Source organism: Flavobacterium sp. (assembly GCF_034111225.1).
Classification (GTDB): domain Bacteria; phylum Bacteroidota; class Bacteroidia; order Flavobacteriales; family Flavobacteriaceae; genus Flavobacterium.
The window spans coordinates 1-22,575 of sequence record NZ_JAWUXR010000005.1 but is presented as its reverse complement, the minus strand read 5'-3'; the positions used below and the strand labels follow the sequence as shown (position 1 = coordinate 22,575).

Sequence of the window (22,575 nt, the reverse complement as noted above, 5' to 3'; positions counted from 1 at the left end):
GAAAATTATTTTTTCTCTTCTTCTTCTTTAGTAGCTTCAGCTTTCTTAGACTCATTACCTGATTTAGAAGAATAATCTTTATTTAATTTCTCTAAAACTTCTTTAGTAATGTTATAAGAATCCTTTGAATATAAAACAGTTGCAGCATCACCTGTACCATAAATATAATCGTAACCTTCTTTTTTACCGTAATCTTTAATGTATTCTCTTACTTCTTTAATAATAGAGTCTCTTAATTGAGCACCTTCTAATTGTAATTGTTGGATTAAAGCATTTTGCTCAATGCCTAATTGCTGCTCTCTTTGTTGTAATTCAGCTCCTTTTTGTTGAGCCCAAGCTTGACCTTTAACTCTGGCGTTTGTTTGAAAACCTTTAGCTTCATTTTCAAAAGCTCTGAATTTAGATTCTAAAGGACGACTCATTTCTTCAGATTTTACTTTGAATTTTTCGTCTTCTACTTTAAACTTTTCATACTCTTTCAATAATTCGGCAGTATCAATATATGCTGTTTTAAAGTTTTCTGTTTTTTGTTCGTTCTTGTTACAAGAAATCATTGCAAATGCAATTCCTAAAATCAATAAGGCTCTTTTCATTTTTAATTTAAATTTTGGTAAAAATAGTAATTAGTTATAAAGTTTTCAATAAAATTACACATATAGATAAAATTTATTGATAAAATATTTTTTGATTGTTTTTAACTATTAAAATTGAATTAAATAAAGGTGGTTTTAAAGAACTTTCTAAAAATTGACAATATTTCATAAAGATTGTTTGTAATAAGTTCCAAAAAACGGCCTTAAAATAATTTTTACTCGTTTTTTATGATATAAATGTGCGAAGAAAACTCTTTTTTGAAAATTCCAACAACATTTGAAGCAAAACCGATTAAAAACCCTTTGATAAAATTCATTTTGCCAGTTTTGTATTTTTCAGAAAGTAAGCTCACATAAAAACTATCAAACCACATTGGTTTTGTGTTTTTTAATTCTAAACCATAATTTGATGCTAACTTTTGAATCGCAGTTTTTGAAAAATGCCATAAATGTCTTGGCACATCATAAGCTGCCCAAAATTCTTTATAATGCTTTGCGTCGAAAGATTTATAGTTTGGAACTGCGATAAGAATATATCCATTTGGTTTTAGTATTCGTTTCAATTGCGTAAACTGTTCTTCTAAATTAGGCACATGTTCCAGAACGTGCCACATTGTAATTACGTCAATTGAATCATCAGCAATATTCTCTAAAGCATCTACAAAAACAACTCCTTTTGAAACTGCAATTTGTTTAGCTTTTGGATTTGGTTCTAAACCTTTTATTTCCCAGCCGTTATTTTTAGCTGTGATTAAAAAATCTCCTGTTCCAGAACCAATGTCTAAAACAGTTCCTTTTTGCGGAATCAATTTAGAAATTAAATTTACTTTATTTTTTAAAGCGTTGCTTTTTACGAAATGATATGCTTTTTCAAACAGCGTTCTTTTAGCATCTGTGTGTGAAATATAATCTTCACTTTCGTAATAAGAAGGAAGTTTTTCTAAACTAGGCTGAGGGTTTGTTTTTAACAATTGGTATTCCTCATTAAAAAGCAAATCAAACGGTTCTTTTGAAACCGAATGATCTGAAACTTTTATATATGTATTACTATTTGTAAAATTCACTGTTAACTATTTTTAAAAAGTATAAGTAGAGTAGTGCTTAACGAAATTGTTTCACGTGAAACATTATCTACCCATATAAATTAATAGTACCGAAATGTCACTTGGAGAAACCCCGCTTATTCTTGAAGCTTGTGCAATTGTTTTAGGTCTAATTTTATTTAGCTTTTGCTTTGCTTCAATTGAAATTGATTTAATTTTATCGAAATCGAAATTATCAGGAATAATTGCATCTTCTAAACGATTCAATTTATCTGCGTGGTTTTTTTCTTTTTCAATATAACCAGAATATTTTACTTGTATTTCTGCTTGTTCAATTACTTCTCTGTCCAAATCTCTTTCTGACACATAAGCCGCCACTTTTTTAAACTTTAAGAAATCTTCTAAATCAATTTGTGGACGAGAAAGCACTTTAAACATTTTATCGGGTTGTGCCATTGGAGAAGATCCTTTTTCTTCCAAAACAGGATTCGCTTCTTCTGGTTTTAAACTTGTTTCTCTAAAAAAATTAACCATCTCATTTGATTGAGATAGTTTCTTTTCCATACGAATTAAACGCACGTCAGAAGCAAGACCTAATGCATGACCTTTTGGTGTTAATCTGAAATCAGCATTATCTTGGCGTAATAATGTTCTGTATTCTGCACGAGAAGTAAACATTCGATAAGGCTCTTCTGTTCCTTTCGTAATTAAATCATCTATGAGAACACCTATATAAGCCTCATTACGTTTTAATATAAACGGTTCTTTATCTTGAACTTTTAAAGCCGCATTTATTCCGGCCATTAAACCTTGAGAAGCTGCTTCTTCATATCCTGTTGTTCCATTAATTTGTCCTGCAAAAAACAAACCTTCAACTAACTTAGTCTCTAAAGTATGTTTTAATTGAGTAGGTGGAAAATAATCGTATTCAATTGCATAACCAGGTCTAAAAAATTTTACTTTTTCAAAACCAGCGACTGAACGCATTGCTTTAAACTGAACTTCTTCTGGAAGAGAAGTTGAAAATCCGTTCACATACATTTCACATGTTTTCCAACCTTCTGGCTCAACAAAAAGTTGATGCCTGTCTTTATCTGCAAAACGATTAATCTTATCCTCAATAGACGGACAATATCTTGGGCCGACACTTTTTATTCTTCCGTTAAACATTGGACTACGATCAAAACCTTCACGTAATAAATCATGCACTTCTGGAGAAGTATACGTCATCCAACAAGAACGTTGTTCGGTCAAAGCTTTTGAACTTTCTAAATAAGAAAACTTTTCAGGAATTACATCACCCGGTTGTTCAATCATTTTAGAATAATCTAAAGAGCGACCATCCACACGTGGAGGCGTTCCTGTTTTCATTCTTCCAGATTCAAAACCAAGATTTACTAAATCTTCCGTTATACCGTATGCAGCTCCTTCTCCAGCACGTCCACCACCCAATTGTTTTTCACCAATATGAATTAAGCCGTTCAAAAAAGTTCCGTTTGTAAGAACAACCGTCTTTGCCTTTATAATTTGTCCCAGTGAAGTTTTTACCCCAACTATTTTTCCGTCTTCAGTTAAGAGACCAGAAACCATTTCTTGGTAAAAGTCTAAATTAGGAGTTCCCTCCAACATCAATCTCCATTCTTCCGCAAACATCATTCGATCACTTTGCACTCTTGGAGACCACATTGCAGGTCCTTTTGATTTATTCAGCATCTTGAATTGAATTGCTGAAGCATCTGAAACAATTCCAGAATAACCACCAAGCGCATCAATCTCTCTCACAATTTGTCCTTTTGCAATACCACCCATGGCAGGATTACAAGACATTTGCGCGATATTTTGTATATTCATTGTAACCAATAGAGTAGAGCAGCCTAAATTAGCCGCCGAAGCTGCCGCTTCGGAACCAGCATGACCTCCACCTACTACAATTACATCGTATTTTTCTTGAAATAAACTCATTGTTCCACGTGAAACATTAGATTAATATTTGAGAATTACTGTTCCACGTGGAACAGCTTAATTTTCTCTTCTTCTTTTTGGCGCATTAATTTAGCGTCATCATCTGACTTATCTTTATAACCACAGTAATGTAAAATACCGTGAGCCATAACTCTCTTTAATTCTTCTTCAAAAGAAACATTAAAATCAGCAGCATTATCCTTAACACGTTCTATTGATATGAAAATATCGCCCTGTATTAAATTTCCTACCGTGTAATCGAAGCTAATAATATCGGTTAAAGTATCGTGATTTAGATATTCCATGTTAATTTTATGCAGAAATTCATCATCACAAAAAACATAACTAATTTCACCAACAGCAGATGCTTCAGAATCTACAATATCAATAATCCAACTTTCGAAAGCTTCTTCGTTCTCTAATTCAAAATCGGTTTCGTAATTAAAACTAATCATTTTGCTTAAAATAGTGTTGTACTTTGTTATTAAAACTTGGCTGCAAAGGTATGCTTTGTCTATTTAAAATTTCAATACTATTTAAATATTCTTTTAGCTCCTCAGAAAGTGGAGTAGTGGTTCCGTTAAAATCGTCTTTATTAGAGTTAGATTTTCGTTTTGTATCTTCTCCTTGTTGCTGAATAGCTTTCTCAAGTTTCAATAATTCATGTTTTAAATTCAACATCTTTTGAAGTGTTTCGTTTTTAAAACCTTTATTGATCAATTGCTTTTCAATCTCTTTCATTTTATCTAAAGCACTTTGACCAACACCAGACATTCCTTGCTTGTTTAATTCATTTTGTAATGATTCACGAAGTTGTTGCTGCTCTTTTAAAATTTGAAGCACTTTACCTGCATTACCTTCCGAGCCAGTTTCCCCTTCACCTTCTTCTGAACCTTTTCCAGATTCACCTTCTTTGCCTTTTTCACCCGGTTTTTTTCCCTGACCTTCTTTGTCACCAGGCTTCATTCCGTCTTTCATTTTCTCACCCAAACCATCTTGTTTTTTTATAATATCTGGTAGCTGCATTCCTTGGCCTTTACCTTTTTTAGGCTTCCCTTTTCCTTGACCCGACATTTGCATTTGCATTTGGTTTTGAACATTGCTTAAAAAATCAGCCAACTTATTTGCAGAAGATAAAACATATTGTTGATGAGAAGCGCCTTTTGAAACATTATTATCCGCTAATGTTTCAAGTGTTTTATCTAAATTATAATGGATTTCTCCTATTTCATTTAAAACAATTTCGCTAATCATAGGATTACGTAAAGAGACAGCGAACAAACTATCATCAATGTGTTTGAACTGATTCTTTAATTCTTGTTGTTTTTTTAGGATTCTATTGAACTGTAAAGAACGAGATTGAGTTTCTTTGGTAGTTGTAATTAAGGTTTCTTCATCAAACGAAAAGGTTAATAAATTATCTAAGATTTGACGAAGTGCTTTTGCATCTTCTTCCATTTGCTCCATTTCACCAACTTGCATAGAAGAAGACATTGACTGACTCATTTGCTCCATTTTTTTTGCAGCTGATTTTTGTTTTGGCTTTGCACCTTCTGTATTCTTGTTGTCAAGTTTCTCTTTGGCATTATTCAAATCTTCCTCAATAGATTTTTCTTCAGGTTTTGTATCTGGAATATCTAAAGGACTTTTTAGTTCATCGTTTTGTTTGTTTAATTCTTCAAGTTCTTTATACAATTCTTTAAACTCTTTATTAATTTCTGATTGCTTTTCAGAAGTGTTTTTTTCTTTTTCTTCCGAAAGTTTATCTTCTTTTTTTGCTAAGTCATTTAATTTATCCGCAATTTGTTCTGCTTTCTTTTCTACGTAAAAACGCTTGGTAAGTTCAACCAATTGTTCTAAGTTTTTAGTTTGACTTTTACTGTTCTGTTTTAACTTATCTGCCTTCTCAAATAGTTCGTCTTTTTGTAACTTCTTAGAAAGCTCTTCCAATTCCTTCAGCAATTTTTCATTCTTTTCAGATTGTTTTTGTGTTTCTTCTAAACGACGAATTAACTCTTCTTTTTCTTTATCGGTAGATTTAAATTCTTCCAAATTTTTAGAAAGGTTTTTGGTAAACTCTTTCATCATTTGATCTTGTTGTTTTTGACGTTCCAAAAACTGATCTATTTTCTTTTGGTCTTTAAAATCAAGTTGAGATTTCTCTTTATTTAATTTTTCTAACTTATCTAATTCTGAGAATTGCTTGTCTTGATTTTTGAGTGATTTTTCAAGACTATTAATGTTTTCTTGTTGGTCTTTTAATAATTTATCTTCTTTTTGAGAATTTGTAAGCTCATAATGTAAATAAACACTTGATTTTGAACTCTTTAAACCATTAACTGCGTCATTATCAAACACTTCAAAATAATATTCATACTCTAAACCTTTCTCAAGAGTTAAGCCATTTGGGAAACTATAAATAAATTGGTCAACGGTTCCGTTTTTTAAAGGCAAAACTCCTTTTTTATTTTTAGTTGCATTTCCTTTAGGGTAATAAACAACATACAATTTGGTCAAACCAAAATCATCTGCAACTTGACCCACAATTATTTTACTTTTCAATTTCAAAGAATCGGGAGCGAATTGCGTTGTAATTGTTGGAAATTGATCTTTACTTACTGTAATTTGATATTCAAGTTTTTCGTAATTTTTAATGCTTTCATTTGAAGTAATAATGGCGTAATTTAAATTAGAATTGATTTTTCGTTGTAAAGAAAAAATGTTTTCGTTCTTAGTAAAAGAAGTTACTTCTGGAGAAATAAAATCAATGCGATTTGTAGCAATCGTTTCAATTTGCCAATTTACAACAGTTCCTTCTGGAACAATTGCATTTCCTAAACCACTAACAACTTCTTGCTTGCGATTTAAATACTTTGGGAAATTCAAAAGCATTTTAAACGATTGAATGGTTGGAACATCCACAACATTTAAAATATAAGCTTGAGAATTTACATCGTTAGCTTCCAAAGAAAAAGAAATGTTTTTATTTACATTTTCAAAAGTATATTGAAACAAACCCGGTTTCACTTCTTCTAAAAAAAAAGCGGCATCATTGACTATAACACTAATGTTTTCTGGAACCACATTTCCAACAGTCGTAACTTGTAAAGTATAATTCTGATTTTGTTTTACATTTAACTCTTTATTGACAACCACAAATTTAAATGGAGCAGGAGCTTCATATTGTTTTGTAAAGTGAACAACTCTATCTAAACTGTTCGATAAAATATTTAGATTTCCAGAAAAAAGGAAAAGGAAAACTAAAACTATTGGAGCTATTAAATAAGGTAAGAACTTTTTGTTTTTAGCATAATTAATAGCGTTAGAAAAAGGAACAGGTTGTAATGTATTTGCTTTTTGATCTATAGAAGCCAATAATAATTCTGATGGGTTATCTTGATTAGCTAATTGTAGAAAGTTTAAAAGTTTGTCCTTTACTTCGGTAAAATGTGTTCCAATGATTTGAGAAGCTTCTAAATAATTAAGTCCTTTTTGAAGCTTTATCAATTTAAAGATGGGAAAAAGAATAAATCGGAAAAATAGAAACAATTGAAAGATGATGAAAATTACCAAAAGCAAACTTCTTCCAAAAGTAGAAAGCCAAAGAAAATGTTCCATTAAAAGCGTAGCAATGAAATATAACAAACCTATTCCTAGAAAAAGAATGCTTCCTTTTATAAGTTCGTTATAGTAAAACTTCTTAATAAAGTCTTCTAGCTTGTTGTAAATTTCGTTTTTTGCTTCCAATTGTCGATAACCTGTTAATAACTGATAAAGCTACGATATAAAAAGTAATTAGTCAAAAGTAAATAGTGATTAGCAAAACATTAACTTCAAATTGTATCTTTGCATCAAATTACAAAAAAAATGTCAAAACCGGTTAGAGTACGATTTGCTCCAAGTCCTACAGGAGCTTTACATATAGGTGGAGTAAGAACTGCCTTATTTAATTACTTATTTGCTAAGAAAAATAACGGAACTTTTTATTTACGAATAGAAGATACCGATCAAACGCGCTTTGTTCCTGGAGCTGAAGCTTATATAATGGAAGCTTTAGAATGGTTAGGAATTGCTCCTGATGAAACTATAGGGAAGAATGAAAAATTTGGACCTTACAAACAAAGTGAACGTAAAGAAATATACAAGCAATATGCAGATCAACTAATCAATTCTGGTTGGGCATATTATGCATTTGATACTGCTGAAGCTTTAGACGCTTTACGAAAAGAGAAAGAAGCAAACAAAGAAACGTTTATTTATAATTGGGAGACTAGAACAAAATTATCTAACTCACTTACTTTGTCAAAAGAAGAGGTTGAAAATAAAATAAATAATGGAGAAGATTATGTAATTAGATTTAAAATTCATGATCCTTCAGAAGGTTCACATGGAACAATCTCAACAACTGATTTGATAAGAGGACATGTTTCTTTCAAAAAAGAGTTACTTGACGACAAAGTTTTGTTTAAAAGTGATGGAATGCCAACCTATCATTTAGCGAATATTGTGGATGACCATTTAATGGAAACTTCACATGTTATTCGTGGTGAAGAATGGCTACCATCTTTACCTTTACATATATCAATGTACAGGGCTTTTGGTTGGAATGCACCAGAATTTGCACATTTACCTTTAATATTAAAACCAGTTGGAAACGGAAAACTTTCTAAACGTGATGGTGATAAATTAGGTTTCCCAGTATTTCCGCTAGAATGGAAAACAGAGGAAGGAACTTCAATGGGTTATAGAGAAAACGGATTTTTCCCTGAAGCTGTTGTGAACTTTTTAGCTTTATTAGGTTGGAACGATGGAACAGAGCAAGAATTATTTTCACTAGAAGAATTGGTTGCAAAATTTGACTTGAACAGAGTAAACAAATCAGGAGCGAAGTTTGATCCTGAAAAGAATAAATGGTTCAATCACCAATATTTAATTACAAAAGAAGATACTGAATTGGCAGAATTATTTAAAGTTGAATTGGATAAAAAAGGCATCTCAACTTCATTAGACATCACAAGAATAGTTTCTTTAGTAAAAGAACGTGCTAATTTTGTAACTGAATTATATGACTTAGCCGATTACTTTTTTGTGGCTCCAACAAGCTACGATGAAAAAGCGTCTAAAAACTGGAAAGAAGAAACGCCAGCTTTAATGCAACAAGTAATTACTGAATTCAATAAAATAGAAGATTTCACTTCACTAAACATTGAAACGCTTTTAAAAGAGTGGATGACTACTAATGAAATAGGAATGGGTAAAGTAATGCAACCGCTTCGATTGAGCTTAGTAGGCGCTTTAAAAGGTCCTCATTTATTTGATATCATAGAAATGATAGGAAAAGAAGAAAGTGTTAAGCGAATTGAAAAAGCGATAGCAACATTATAAAAAAGAAAACCCTCAACATTGTTGAGGGTTTTTTTATATAATAAGGCTATTACAAATAAATTGTAAGTTGTCCGCTGATTAAACCTAAGTGTCCTTTAAAATTTTCACCAGAAGCTTTAATATTGTCTTTACTGTTTAAGTTTCCAAACATATTTGTTAAACCATATTGGTAACCAATTCTTGCTCTAAAATTTTTAGCTCCTGCATTAAGACCAACATAAAAGTTAGCATTAAACTTAGAAACGTCTAAAATATCTTTAGCAATTAAGGATGGCTGGTCTAATAATATGTTTGTTTCTTTCTTTTTATCTACTCCAAGTTTCCCGTTTACTTGTAAAACAGGCCCAAATTCTAAATTAACATGGTCTTCAACCAAAACATAACTTGGCACAATATATATTTGAACAGCTGAAAGTTTTAAGTTTAAATCCTCAATTCCAGATGTACCTAAAGTAGGAACAGAAAAATTACTATCGGTAAAAAACATACCAAAACTCATTTGCCAATTGTTATAATAATTTCCTCTAACACTAAATCCACCAATCCAACCGTTTCCAGGTGTAACAGTTAAATTGTCAGTATATATATCCATTTGGGTTAAACCCGCACCAATACCTATTCTATTACTATCTCTATAACCACTTTGAGCATTTACTGAAAAAGCAACTAAAGTCACTAATACTACTAAAACCTTATTCATACTATCCTATTTGGGAGGCAAAAATAAGTTTATTATTTAAAAAATGTAACATTTCTCTTAAAAAAGCGTATAATAAGTATAACCAATTATAAACAAACAATTATGAGTCCATTTTTTATTGTTTTCCTAGTATTAGGATTATTCATTTTATTAAGTTCATTCTTTACTGTTAAACAGCAAACAGCTGCAGTTATAGAGCGTTTTGGTAAATATGCAAGTACAAGAACATCAGGTTTACAATTGAAAATTCCTATTGTAGATAGAATTGCTGGAAGAGTAAACTTACGTATTCAACAATTAGATGTAATGATTGAAACCAAAACGAAGGATAACGTATTCGTGAAGTTGAAAGTTTCTGTTCAATTTAAAGTACTACAAGAAAGTGTTTATGATGCTTTTTACAAATTAGAATATCCGCACGATCAAATTACATCATATGTGTTTGATGTTGTACGTGCTGAAGTTCCAAAATTAAAATTAGATGACGTTTTTGAACGTAAAGATGATGTTGCTATTGCTGTAAAACGTGAGTTAAACGGAGCAATGTCTGGTTATGGATATGATATTATTAATACACTGATTACAGATATTGATCCAGATATTCAAGTTAAAAACGCAATGAACCGTATTAATGCCGCTGACCGTGAAAAAACTGCTGCAGAATATGAAGCGGAAGCTGGAAGAATTAGAATTGTAGCTAAAGCAAAAGCGGAAGCTGAAAGCAAAAGATTACAAGGACAAGGTATTGCTGACCAACGTAGAGAAATTGCTCGTGGTTTAGTAGAGTCGGTAGATGTATTGAATAGAGTTGGAATTAACTCACAAGAAGCTTCAGCTTTAATTGTAGTTACACAACATTATGATACACTTCAGGCAATTGGTGCAGATAGTAACTCGAACTTAATTTTATTGCCAAATTCACCTCAAGCAGGTAGTGAAATGTTAAACAACATGGTAGCTAGTTTTACTGCAAGTAATCAAGTTGGTGAATCAATGAAAAAAGCAAACAGTACTAGAAGAAAGAAACAGGATGAAGAAAATTCTGAAGAATAATATTTAGATACTGACCCGAGCTTGCGAACTGACGAAGTAAACAAGTTCAGTAAGACAAAATGAAAACCATCAATTTTTAATTGGTGGTTTTTTTATGCTTAAATAATTTTACATGAGTTAAGTGTTTTTTAAACCAAACTTAAAATAAAGCTTTTTCTGACACTATTATTCTAGTGGGCTTAAAATCATATTACCAAATTTTAAAAAGCGAAGAAAATTAAAATATGAAAGTTGTTTTTGAAAGGAAAAATTTATTAAAAAAGTAAATTTAATAGATTTAGATAATAATTATAAATTCCGATCAAAAGTCTAAATTCAATAAGATATTCCAATGAAGTTTAGACTTTATAAAAAAACCTGCAAGAAAAATATCTTGCAGGTTTTAAATATCTAGATGCTGACGCTTCGACAAGCTCAGTGTGACAAATTATTTATTTTAAAACTAATTAAAATTATCGAACACTAATTTTTGACCAAGTATCTCTTAATCCAACTGTTTTATTAAAAACTAATTTTTCTGCAGACGAATCTCTATCTACACAAAAATAACCTAAACGTTGAAATTGAAAATGATCTAATTCCTTTGAAGATTGTAAGCTTGGTTCTACAAAACCAGTAATTACTTCCAATGAATTTGGATTAATATATTCTTTAAAATCTACTTCTTTATTTCCATCAGGGTTTTCAATTGTAAATAATCTATCGTAAACTCTTACTTCGGCTTCAACAGCATGTTTTACAGAAACCCAGTGAATGGTTCCTTTTACTTTTCTTTGACTTGCTTCAGTACCACTTCCGGATTTTGTATCTACATCGTATGTACAATGAATTTCCGTAATATTACCATCTGCATCCTTTACAACTGACTCACCTTTAATGAAATAAGCGTTTTTTAAACGTACTTCTGTTCCTAAAGTAAGTCTGAAAAATTTCTTGTGTGCTTCTTCTTGAAAGTCTTCTCTTTCAATATATAATTCTTTAGAAAATGGTAATTGACGATACGTCATTACTTCATCTTCAGGATTATTCTCAGCTTCTAACCATTCTTCTTGACCTTCTGGATAATTAGTAATTACCAATTTCACAGGATTTAAAACAGCCATTACACGAGGTGCAACTTTATTTAAATCTTCACGAATACAGAAATCCAATAAGGAAACATCAATTAAATTATCACGTTTTGCAATACCAATAGTGTTCGCAAAATTACGGATTGCAGTTGCTGTAATTCCTCTTCTACGCATACCAGAAATCGTACTCATACGAGGATCATCCCAGCCTGTAACGTGTTTTTCTTCCACTAATTGTGCTAATTTTCTTTTAGAAACAACAGTATGAGATAAGTTTCTACGAGCAAATTCACGTTGCTTTGGTCTTACTTTAGTTTCATCATAAATTTGATTTAAAAACCAATCGTATAATTCTCTATGAGGCAAAAATTCTAGTGTACAAAATGAATGCGAAATTTGTTCTAAATAATCACTTTCACCATGTGCCCAATCGTACATTGGATAAATACACCAATCATTACCAGTTCTATGATGGTGTGCATGCATAATTCTATAAATAATAGGATCGCGCATTAACATATTGGTTGCTCCCATACTTATTTTAGCACGTAAAACATGAGTTCCTTTTTCGAATTCACCTTTTTTCATGCGTTCAAATAAATCTAAATTCTCTTCAATAGAACGATTTCTATAAGGAGAATCTGTTCCTTTTTGAGTAGGAGTTCCTTTTTGAATAGCCATTTCTTCAGAAGAAATACTATCCACATAAGCTTTATCTTTTTTAATTAGCTCTACAGCCCAATCGTATAATTGCTGGAAATAATCAGACGCATAACACTCTTTTTCCCAAGAAAAACCAAGCCATTCAACATCTTTTTTAATTGCATCTACAAATTCTTGTTCTTCTTTTGATGGATTTGTATCGTCAAAACGTAAGTTTACCGGAGCATTATAATCGTTTCCTAATCCAAAATTTAAACAAATAGCACTTGCGTGACCTAAATGTAAATAACCATTTGGTTCTGGTGGAAAACGAAAACGTAATTTATCTTTTGACAAACCATTTTTTAAATCTTCTTCAATGATTTGCTCTATAAAATTCAATGATTTCTCTTCAGTTGACATAAGAATTATTAATTTTGACAAAGATAGAAAATATAATATTTAATAAAACGAAATAAATGGGAACTATAAAATTAAAAAACATTCGTACCTTTTCCTATCATGGTTGTTTGGTTGAAGAAGGAAAAATAGGTAGTGATTATAGAGTTGATTTAGAAATAAAAACAGATTTAAAACTATCTGCAAAAACAGATGATTTAAACGATACTGTTGATTATGTTTTATTAAATAAGATTGTTGTAACAGAAATGGCTGTACGTTCTCATTTACTAGAACATGTAGCAAAACGTATTATTGATAAAGTTTTAAAAGAAAGTAAAACGGTAAGTAATGTAAAAGTTTCGGTTTCAAAAATAAACCCTCCTATAGGTGGCGATGTTGAAATGGTTACTATTGAAATGGAAGAAAATAGATAAAAAAAAGACCTGAATATTCAGGTCTTTTTTTTTAATCTTTTAGCTTATATTTTCTTCCTTTATACAGATTACTCGATGTTATAATATGAGCTAATGCGTCTTTAGCTAATTCTTTATCTAATGTTACTGGCGTTAAAGTTTGATCTTTATTACTTATTTTGAATTGTAATGGTTCAGCATTTGGGTTGATGATTACGACATCATCACCAACTCTAAAAGAGTATGTTTCGTGAAATAACATAATAGTTCTTCCTTTAGTAGATTCTGGTAATTTTAATAAATCTCTTCCCACCATAGTTGTTTGAGAAGTCACTCCAGATAAAGCTAAAACCGTTGAAGGAATATCCATTTGACTTGAAAGCTTACTGTAAACACTTCCTTTTTCAACATTTGGAGCAATAATCAAACCTGGAATATGAAATTTATGAATAGGAACTAAATTTTTTCCATATGTTCTTGTATTGTGATCAGCAATTACAATGAAAATAGTATTCTTAAAGTATGCTTCTTTTTTAGCTAATTCAAAGAATTTACCAATTGAAAAATCGGCATATTTCATTGCATTATTTACCGTATTTTTTGTTTTGTCATACAATTCAATTCTTCCGTCAGGAAACTCAAATGGTTCATGATTAGAAGTCGAAAACATTAAAGAGTAAAATGGCTTATTGCCAAGCGATTTAAAGTAATCATTAGCTTTAACTGCTAAATCTTCATCTGAATAACCCCAAGTTCCCTTAAAAGCGTGTTTTTTACCGTCATTATCAAAGTCTGTCTCATCAATAATATTCTTAAAACCATTTCCGTTAAAGAAAGAAGCCATATTGTCAAAATTGGCCATTCCGCCATAAATAAAACTAGTATCATAGTTTAATCTTCCATAAACATCTGCTAAACTAAAAAAGCCTTGTTGAGCATTACTTAACTTTACAACACTTTCAGAAGGATTAGGAACAAAACCTGTAACAACGGCTTCAATACCTCTTACACTTCGTGTACCTGTACAATATAGATTAGTAAATAATAAACCTTCTTTTGTAAGTTTATCAAACTCAGGAGTTAATGGTAAACCACCTAAGCTTCCTACATACTCAGCTCCTAAACTTTCTTGTAAAAAGAAAACTACATTGTATTGTTTAGTAATTGAATCAGGCTTTTGAATGTGTAAAAATGGAATTTTATCATCAATAAATTCTGTAGCGTCCATGTATTTTTTTACTCTTGTATACGCTTCTATTTCATCCATTCTTCCGTATTTTTTCACATCACCTTCATTTTTTAATGAATATAATGCAAAAGCTACAGTATAAGTTGAGTTTAACCCTAATGAATTTGTCATTTGATCAGAACAAAATATAGCATTACTAGCGTTAATAGGGCGTTTAGATGTTAAACTAGAACGTGCGCCTAAAAAAATTATAAAAGCAACTAATGGTAATAAAATTAACTTAACCTTATATGGTGTTCCTGAAACTGGATAAAATAATTTTTTAGCATATTTAAATGCTACAAAAAGTGCTAATCCTAATAGAATTGTAGAAATAATTAAAGAAGGTAAATAACTTTTAAGTAATGTTCCTACTACTTCTTTAGGGTAAATTAAATAATCTAAAAACAATCTATTAGGTCTGGTATCATATTGATGTATGAAGTCTAAAGTAGATAACTCCATCAATAGAAAAATAAATAAAAATAAAATGAAATATATTTTAAAGAAACCTTTCATTTTTTGAAGAACAGAATCTGGTAATAAAGTTAATAAGACAGCGGGTAAGAGAGATAAATAAGCAATCATTATTAAATCGAAACGTAAACCAATAATAAATATTTGGTAGTAATGTTCAGTTTCAACAACACGTTCTTTAAAACAGAAAAACAGAAATATTCTACTTATTGAGTTGATTATTAAAGCAATTAAGACAAAATTTAATAAAGGTTTTAAATATTGAAGCTTTTTCATGAGGTTGAATATTACTATTTTGTGTCAAAACTACTTAAAAAAAAAAGAGCTAATTCTATTTAATACTTAAAATTTACTAAATATTTCTTGTGTTACTATAAAATATATGTAAATTTGCTTTCGAATTAAGAGGGCGTCGTGGCCGAGCGGCTAGGCACCGGTCTGCAAAACCGTCTACTCCGGTTCGAATCCGGACGATGCCTCAAAATAAAAAGAGCTACAATATGTAGCTCTTTTTTATTTTACTTGTTAAGTAATTCAAATTTCTTCTCAATCATTTTTTTCTCATCAGGGAAAAAGCATTGTATCATTAAAAAGACTCCAAAAATGATAAGAATAACACTTATAACACTTTTAACTTTATAAATAATATAAGGTGTTAATTTGGTTTTTAATTGTTTAGCAATTACAATTTTAATACTGTCTATTATTAAATAAACTAATAAGATAGTAGCTATAAAAACAATAATTCTATCTGAATCCATGTTTAATTTTGGTCCAAATGAAATGATCATCATCATCCAAAATGCTAATACACCAATATTTATAAAATTTAATAAAAAACCCTTAAAAAAAAGATTTAAGTAATTATTAGGTTGGTTTACATCTTCTTTTACATCTTCTTCAACTTGCCCTTTATAAGTTTTCTTTTGTTTTATAAAAGAGATAATACCATAACTTAACATTATGACTCCACCTATAAAAAACAAACTAGGGTCGTCTTTTAATTTTTCTAAAAGCTGATTGGTACTAAAATAAGCAATTAAAATAAAAATTAAATCTGCAAAAATAACACCAACATCAAAAATAATTGCAGCTCTAAATCCTTTTGTAATACTAGTTTCAAGTAAAACAAAAAATACAGGACCAATAGTAAAAGCTAATAAAATTCCTAATGGAATTGCTGTTAAAATATCATGCAGCATTAAAAGTTGTGATTTAAAATGTTTGAAACACGAAGTTAAAAAAAATAATTTATTTAACTTGTTCTATGCTTCCTCCAGCAATTATTTTTTGATTGATTTGTTTTGGTTTACCGTAAATTTTAATTTCTCCACCAGCTCTTGTTTTAGCATCAACTAAGTCTGTTGCAAATACATTTGCAATTCCGCCAGCATTCACTGTAACTACTGTTTGTTGAGTAATACAATCTTGACCATCATATTTTCCTCCTGAATTTGATAAAATCTCTTGATTTTTAACTTTTCCTTGAACAGTTACTATACTTCCTTGAGTAGTTCTTACTTGTAATCTATCGGCTTGTAAGTTTAATAGTTTTACTTCTGAACCTTCTTTACAAATGATATCAAAACTAATTACTGAAATTACATCTTTTGTTGCAATTCTACTACCTTCATTTGCTTCTACAGCATCTAATTTTGTAAAATAAACGGTTGCAGAAATTGCATCGCCACTTAACATTTTAGTTAATGGCATTTTTATTTTTAATTCGCCATTTTTATTTACCACTTCAACTTCATTTGCACTTGAACCATGAAGTATTATTTTATTTTCATTTCCTTGAATTAAAGTAACATCTATTTTATCAAAAGAAGTTACTTTATTGAATTCACCTAAATTTCTTTCTACCTGAGAAAAAGCTATTGTACTGATTAATAATAAAGTAATAAGTATTTTTTTCATTATTTTAAATTTTAAGATTTATAATAGTTTTGAATTTCAAAAACTATTCCTTTTTTCTTAAATAACTAAAATCTAATTGTTTTTTAACTAAATCGGCGTTTTTAACTTTAACATACACTTCGTCTCCTAATTGTAAAATATTTTTAGAAACTTCACCAACTAAAGCATATTGTTTGTCATCAAACGTATAATAATCGTCTCTAATTTCACGAATACGACACATTCCTTCACATTTATTTTCTATGATTTCTACATAAATTCCCCATTCGGTAACTCCAGAAATTACACCTAAAAATTCTTCATCTTTATGATCTTGCATGTATTTAACTTGCATATATTTGATAGAATCTCTTTCAGCATGTGTAGCTAAACCTTCCATGTTTGAAGAATGATTACATTTTACTTCATATACTTCTTCATCAGCGCTTTTTCCACCGTCTAAATAATATTGAAGTAATCGATGTACCATAACATCTGGATAACGTCTAATAGGTGATGTAAAATGACTATAGTAATCGAAAGCTAATCCATAATGACCAATGTTTTCGGTAGAATAAATTGCTTTACTCATGGTTCTAATTGCAAGTGTATCTACTAAATTTTGCTCTTTTTTACCGTTAACATCTTGCATTAATTGGTTTAACGATTTAGAAATATCTTTTTTATTTCGTAAATCTAATTTGTAACCAAATTTTGAAATTAAATTTTGTAAACCAAAAAGTTTATCATCATTAGGTTCATCATGCACTCTATAAATAAAGGTTTTCTTTTGTTTACCAATAAATTCAGCTACTTTTCTATTCGCTAAAAGCATGAATTCTTCAATAAGATGATTAGCATCTTTACTTTGTTTGAAATACACACCGATAGGTTCGGAATTTTCATTTAAATTGAATTTTACTTCTACTTTATCAAAAGAAATAGCACCATTTGCCATTCGTTTTTTACGAAGAATTTTAGATAATTCATCTAATTTTAATGTTGCATCTACAATAACTTGTGGCGCTTTATATTCTTTTCCTGTAATTGAAATTTCAGCTGGAATTACATCACTTTTTGTTTCAATAATAACTTGTGCTTCTTCATACGCAAAACGCTGATCTGAATAAATTACCGTTCTTCCAAACCAAGAATCTAGAATCTCTGCTTTATTATTCAACTGAAAAACAGCTGAAAACGTATATTTTTCTTCATTAGGACGAAGTGAACAAGCAAAGTTTGAAAGTACTTCAGGAAGCATTGGAACCACTCTATCAACTAAATAAACAGATGTTGCTCTATTATATGCTTCATCATCTAAAATTGTTCCTTCTTGTAAATAATGAGAAACATCAGCAATATGAATTCCTATTTCATAATTTCCATTTTCTAAAACTTGAAACGATAAAGCATCATCAAAATCTTTAGCATCTTTTGGATCTATGGTAAATGTTAAAACATCTCTCATATCTCTCCTTTTTGCAATTTCTTCTGCTGTAATTGAAGTATCTATTTTATTTGCATAGGCTTCAACTTCTATAGGAAAATCATAAGGTAAACCGTATTCTGCTAAAATTGCATGAATTTCAGTGTCATGTTCGCCTGGTTTTCCAAGTACTTTTATAACTCTTCCAAAAGGCGAATCGGCTTTTTTAGGCCAATCTTCCATTTCAACTAAAACTACATCACCATTTTGTGCATCTCCTAAATTATTTTTTGGAATAAAAATATCGGTATACATTTTAGCATTTGTAGTGGTTACAAAAGCAAAATTCTTTTGAATATCTATTACCCCAACAAATTCTGTTTTAGCTCTTTCTAATATTTCTAAAACTTCTGCTTCTGGTTTACGAGAACTTCTTCTGTTGTAAATATATACACGAACTTTATCTTTATCTAAAGCGTGGTTTAAATTTTGTTTTGGTACAAAAACATCATCTTCTAACTCATCGCAAACAAAATACCCTGTTTTACGAGAAGTCATGTCTAATTTACCTTCGTAATATTCTGCTTTAGAAACTACTTGGTATTTACCTATTTCTGTTTCGTGAATTTTATCTTGAGCTTTTAAAAGTTTTAAATCGCGAATGATTTCGTTTCTACTTTTAGTATCATTAAGTTCTAATGAAGCTGCAATTTGTTTATAGTTAAAAGACTTTGATGGATCTTTTGAAAGGATTTTAAATATTTGTGCGGTAAAATCTTTTGTTTTTTTACCAAATTTTTTTGGTTGTTTACTCATGTATTATTTTATAATTAAAGTTGAAAGTTACGAATAAGAAATTAGAATTCAGAAATTAGAATTCAGAATTAACCTAAATATAACGAAAATGAAAAATGAAAGTTTTCAACATATATTAAATACAACAAAAAAAGATTTAATTAAATTTAAAAAAAATGATGGTTATTATGGCTTGTTAATAGCTGTTAAAACTTTTCCTTTTTTAGTATAATTTTTAACTTTAACTTAGTTATACAAAACTATTAACAACACATTTTTAGGTTAAATAGCTGATTTTTATCTTCTAAACTTTTCTATTTTTTTAGTTATTAACAACTGTTAATTTTAGTTTTCTATTCCTTTTGTAGAAAAGTTTAGAATTCAATTCTTGTTGATAAACTATTAAAAAGAACTCATAACTTTAAAATAAATTTCAAGAACTTTTAGTGATTTATTCATTCCTTTTTTTGCTTATAAAAAATTATATAACAATCTAAAAATACTTCTTATTTTCTATATTTAGTTATCAACATATTTAGTCAGTTTAAGGTGAACTGAATATCAAGTAATTAGCTTTTTTAATTAACAATGTTAAATAACCTGTATTTAAAACTATATAAAGTATTGATAAATAGAAATCTAACTCTTAAAAATTCTATTATCAAAATATTTTTGCAAGTACTTTATATAAAACAATAGTTCTTTTTATAATTTTTTATAAATGTAAAATATATTAATAAAATACTTATCTTTAAAATACTTATTTTAACACTTATATAATGAAAAATAAATCATTTTCATTTTTATATTTCATTTTATATTTAGGTGTTTTCTTAACTTCTAATGAACTTTTTTCGCAAAAAAATAATTTAGAAAATGAGTTAAAAAAAATCTCTTTTTATTTAGATTGTTATGAGCCAGATATTGTAATTTATAAAGTTGATTCAATATTTAATAAAAATAAAATTTCTCCTAATAGTAACTATTTTTTTATTTTACAAGAGTCAAAATCTCTAGCTTTAATTCAAGCAGAATTATACGATGAATCTTTTTTTATTATTAAAAAATCACTTAGAGAGAAAAACATTCCTATAGATAATAAAGTAAGACTATTAAACCAACTTGCATTAATTTATGAGTTATTGTCTGATTTTAAAAATTGTGAATTAACCTTAAATGAATGCGCTCGTCTTTTTGAAAATAAAAAAATCAAAAACAATGAAGAATATGGTGTTTTTCTCTATCGAAAATCATCGTATTATAGAGTTCAAAACCAAGATAGCTTAGCATTAATTTATGCTAAAAGGTCGAATTTATTTGCTCAGGCTAATAACTATAAAAGTGTTGAAGCAGTTTCTAATATGTTGTTAGGTTTTTTATGTAAACCAAATGAGAAAGAAAAAAAAATAAGTTATTTAAAAAAAGCACTTAAATACTGGAAAAAAACAAACGATAGGCACGGAGTTACAAACGCTTATATTTCAATAGGAAGTACTTATATAGAAAAAAACAACCTTCAACTGAATTTTATTTATTGCGATTCAGCCTTAAATGTTGCTAAAAAAACAAATTTTTTAAACACAATTTCACACGCCTATTTAAGTAAAAGCAATGCTTTTGAGTTATTAAAAAATAGTGATTCTGCTCTTTTTTATTATAAAAAATTCAATGAGCATAGTGAATTAAAAAGTGGTTTTATAAGCCAACTAAAAATTAATGAACAAGAAATTAACTTTCAAATAGAGCAAGAAAAACATAAAAAGAAACATGTTTTAGAAGAAAATGAGAGAATTAAAAAAAACTATAGAATACTTCTTTTTTTAATAGTTCTACTTCTCATATTAATTTCAATTTTAGTTTTCCAATTCCAAAAAATAAAGAAACAAAACAGACTTGTAAATAGTCAAAAAATAATAATATTAGACTCTATTAATGAGTTGACAAAAAGCGTTAATGAAAAACAAATATTATTTAAAGAATTACACCACAGGGTTAAAAACAATCTGTCATTAATTTCAAGTTTAGTTACTTTTCAATCTAACTCAATTGAAGATGAAAAAATGAAAACAAAATTTAATGATTTACAAAACAGAATTTATGCAATTTCATTAGCTCACGAACGCTTACTTATAACTGAAAACAACAAACTTTTAAAAGAATATAATCTTAATGAATTTATCAATGCTGTTTCAAAAGCTCAATTAAACTTAGACACTAGAGAAATTCAATTTAATTCAAAAATTCAAAATATTTTCATGAATGTTAATTCTGCAGTTCCATTAGGAATTTTAATAAATGAATTACTTTCAAACTCAATTAAACACGCAAAATACAAAGGTAATTTTTTGATAATAAATGTTTTAATAAATAAAGTTAATGACAACTTAATTATTGAATATGAAGACAACGGAAACAGCTTTTTAATAGATAAAAAAGCAAGTACATTAGGGCTTTTTATTATAGAAAATATGATAAAACAAATAAATGGTACTTTTGAAAGAATCAATTCTAAATACACTATTCATATAAAACTATAGCAAATGAGTAAGTATAAAATTCTTATAGTTGAAGATGAGCTTTTAATAGCACATCATATTAAACAAATTATAGAAAAAGAAAATTTTGAGTGTGTAGGAATTGCTATTGGCTATAATGAAGCATTTAAAATTATAAAAGAAAAAGAAATAGATTTAATTTTATTAGACGTGAACCTTTTTGGAAACGAAACAGGAATTGATATTGCAAAAGAGCTAAACAAAAGCTACAAAATTCCTTTTGTGTATTTAACATCTTATTCAGATGACGCAACATTAAAGCTTTTAAAAGAGACTTTACCCATGGCTTATTTATCCAAACCAATTAATTCCATTAACCTTATAACAACTATTGAAATAGTATGTAATAATATAAAATTCAACAATAAGACACCTTTTATTTTTATACTTAATAACAAACAATTCAATATTAATTTATCTGATTTAAAATATGTGAAGTATAAAAATGAAGAAAATGTAGTTTTAGTTTTTAAAAATGATGCTTTGTTATTAGAAACTTCATTAAATAATTTATTGACATTATTACCAAGTGGCAGCGTGAAAAAAATTAATAAAAACACCGCAGTTAACCCAATGTATATTTCAGAAATAATAAATGATAAAGTACACATTCAAGATGATATTTTTGAGTTGGAATCGAACTTTAAAAACAATTTACATTAATTAAATCATTAACTTTTATCTCGAATTTTTATTCCTTTTTTTGTAAAAAACCAACATACAACTACATTATGAAAATTTCAATTGGAAACGATCACGCAGGTCCAGATTATAAAAAAGCAATTGTTCAATTTTTAAAAGAAAAAGGTTATACCATTCTTAATCACGGAACAGATACTTTTGACAGTGTTGATTATCCCGATTTTGGGCATGCAGTAGCATATGATGTTCAAATGAAAAATGCCGATTTAGGAATTGTAATTTGCGGTTCT

At 29.0% G+C, this 22,575-nt stretch carries 17 protein-coding genes and 1 tRNA gene; 7 read left to right on the top strand and 11 right to left on the bottom strand.

Annotated elements, in window-relative coordinates:
* Positions 1-5 precede the first annotated feature (5 nt).
* The 5 genes from UXY25_RS01535 to UXY25_RS01515 all read right to left on the bottom strand — a co-directional run bounded on the left by UXY25_RS01535 (position 6) and on the right by UXY25_RS01515 (position 7,345).
* Complete coding sequence (locus tag UXY25_RS01535; RefSeq protein ID WP_320814237.1) at positions 6-593, bottom strand: OmpH family outer membrane protein; 588 nt, start codon at positions 591-593, stop codon at positions 6-8.
* A gap of 215 nt (positions 594-808) precedes the next feature.
* A complete protein-coding gene (locus UXY25_RS01530) occupies positions 809-1,657 on the bottom strand; it encodes a class I SAM-dependent methyltransferase (RefSeq protein WP_320814236.1) in 849 nt (282 codons plus the stop codon).
* A 63-nt stretch (positions 1,658-1,720) separates the two neighbouring features.
* Positions 1,721-3,598 (bottom strand): tRNA uridine-5-carboxymethylaminomethyl(34) synthesis enzyme MnmG, encoded by a 1,878-nt coding sequence (gene mnmG, locus UXY25_RS01525; RefSeq protein ID WP_320814235.1) that lies wholly within the window; start codon positions 3,596-3,598, stop codon positions 1,721-1,723.
* Between the two features lie 35 nt (positions 3,599-3,633).
* The gene (gene ybeY, locus UXY25_RS01520; protein ID WP_320814234.1) at positions 3,634-4,053 is read right to left on the bottom strand and encodes an rRNA maturation RNase YbeY; all 420 of its coding nucleotides are present in this window, start codon (positions 4,051-4,053) and stop codon (positions 3,634-3,636) included.
* On the bottom strand, positions 4,046-7,345 hold the full coding sequence (locus UXY25_RS01515; RefSeq protein WP_320814233.1) for a hypothetical protein: 3,300 nt from the start codon (positions 7,343-7,345) through the stop codon (positions 4,046-4,048). Before UXY25_RS01515 ends, ybeY begins: the two co-directional genes overlap by 8 nt.
* Positions 7,346-7,465: 120 nt before the next feature.
* On the opposite strand from UXY25_RS01515, the gene gltX reads away from it, so the two are divergent.
* Positions 7,466-8,983, top strand: a complete 1,518-nt coding sequence (gene gltX / locus UXY25_RS01510) for a glutamate--tRNA ligase (RefSeq protein ID WP_320814232.1) — start codon at positions 7,466-7,468, stop codon at positions 8,981-8,983.
* A gap of 49 nt (positions 8,984-9,032) precedes the next feature.
* On the opposite strand, the gene UXY25_RS01505 is transcribed toward gltX, so the two are convergent.
* A complete protein-coding gene (locus tag UXY25_RS01505) occupies positions 9,033-9,683 on the bottom strand; it encodes a PorT family protein (protein ID WP_320814231.1) in 651 nt (216 codons plus the stop codon).
* 102 nt (positions 9,684-9,785) lie between these two features.
* On the opposite strand from UXY25_RS01505, the gene UXY25_RS01500 reads away from it, so the two are divergent.
* Complete coding sequence (locus tag UXY25_RS01500; protein WP_320814230.1) at positions 9,786-10,736, top strand: SPFH domain-containing protein; 951 nt, start codon at positions 9,786-9,788, stop codon at positions 10,734-10,736.
* A 452-nt stretch (positions 10,737-11,188) separates the two neighbouring features.
* Here the strand turns inward: UXY25_RS01500 and UXY25_RS01495 are convergent, their stop codons facing one another.
* On the bottom strand, positions 11,189-12,871 hold the full coding sequence (locus UXY25_RS01495) for a glutamine--tRNA ligase/YqeY domain fusion protein (RefSeq protein WP_320814229.1): 1,683 nt from the start codon (positions 12,869-12,871) through the stop codon (positions 11,189-11,191).
* 56 nt (positions 12,872-12,927) lie between these two features.
* Here UXY25_RS01495 and folB point away from each other — a divergent pair, with 56 nt between their 5' ends.
* Entirely contained in the window at positions 12,928-13,284 is a 357-nt protein-coding gene (folB, locus tag UXY25_RS01490) for a dihydroneopterin aldolase (protein WP_320814228.1), read from the top strand.
* 31 nt (positions 13,285-13,315) lie between these two features.
* Here the strand turns inward: folB and UXY25_RS01485 are convergent, their stop codons facing one another.
* Positions 13,316-15,244 (bottom strand): LTA synthase family protein, encoded by a 1,929-nt coding sequence (locus UXY25_RS01485; protein WP_320814227.1) that lies wholly within the window; start codon positions 15,242-15,244, stop codon positions 13,316-13,318.
* A gap of 132 nt (positions 15,245-15,376) precedes the next feature.
* Between UXY25_RS01485 and UXY25_RS01480 the strand changes: the two genes are divergently transcribed.
* Positions 15,377-15,447: transfer RNA gene (locus UXY25_RS01480), tRNA-Cys, on the top strand.
* A 39-nt stretch (positions 15,448-15,486) separates the two neighbouring features.
* On the opposite strand, the gene UXY25_RS01475 is transcribed toward UXY25_RS01480, so the two are convergent.
* The 3 genes from UXY25_RS01475 to rnr are packed head-to-tail and all read right to left on the bottom strand — an operon-like array spanning position 15,487 to position 19,109.
* Positions 15,487-16,170 carry a LysE family translocator gene (locus UXY25_RS01475; RefSeq protein WP_320814226.1) on the bottom strand — a complete coding sequence of 228 codons (684 nt, stop codon included), beginning with the start codon at positions 16,168-16,170 and terminating at the stop codon, positions 15,487-15,489.
* A 49-nt stretch (positions 16,171-16,219) separates the two neighbouring features.
* The gene (locus UXY25_RS01470) at positions 16,220-16,888 is read right to left on the bottom strand and encodes a head GIN domain-containing protein (protein ID WP_320814225.1); all 669 of its coding nucleotides are present in this window, start codon (positions 16,886-16,888) and stop codon (positions 16,220-16,222) included.
* 43 nt (positions 16,889-16,931) lie between these two features.
* Positions 16,932-19,109: a ribonuclease R gene (gene rnr, locus UXY25_RS01465; protein WP_320814224.1), complete on the bottom strand. Its 2,178-nt coding sequence runs from the start codon at positions 19,107-19,109 to the stop codon at positions 16,932-16,934.
* 758 nt (positions 19,110-19,867) lie between these two features.
* Between rnr and UXY25_RS01460 the strand changes: the two genes are divergently transcribed.
* From UXY25_RS01460 to UXY25_RS01450, 3 genes are all read left to right on the top strand, one after another.
* A complete protein-coding gene (locus UXY25_RS01460) occupies positions 19,868-21,625 on the top strand; it encodes a sensor histidine kinase (RefSeq protein WP_320814223.1) in 1,758 nt (585 codons plus the stop codon).
* 3 nt (positions 21,626-21,628) lie between these two features.
* Positions 21,629-22,306, top strand: a complete 678-nt coding sequence (locus UXY25_RS01455; RefSeq protein ID WP_320814222.1) for a response regulator — start codon at positions 21,629-21,631, stop codon at positions 22,304-22,306.
* Between the two features lie 68 nt (positions 22,307-22,374).
* A partial coding sequence (locus tag UXY25_RS01450; RefSeq protein WP_320814221.1) for an RpiB/LacA/LacB family sugar-phosphate isomerase occupies positions 22,375-22,575 on the top strand: 201 nt, incomplete at its 3' end.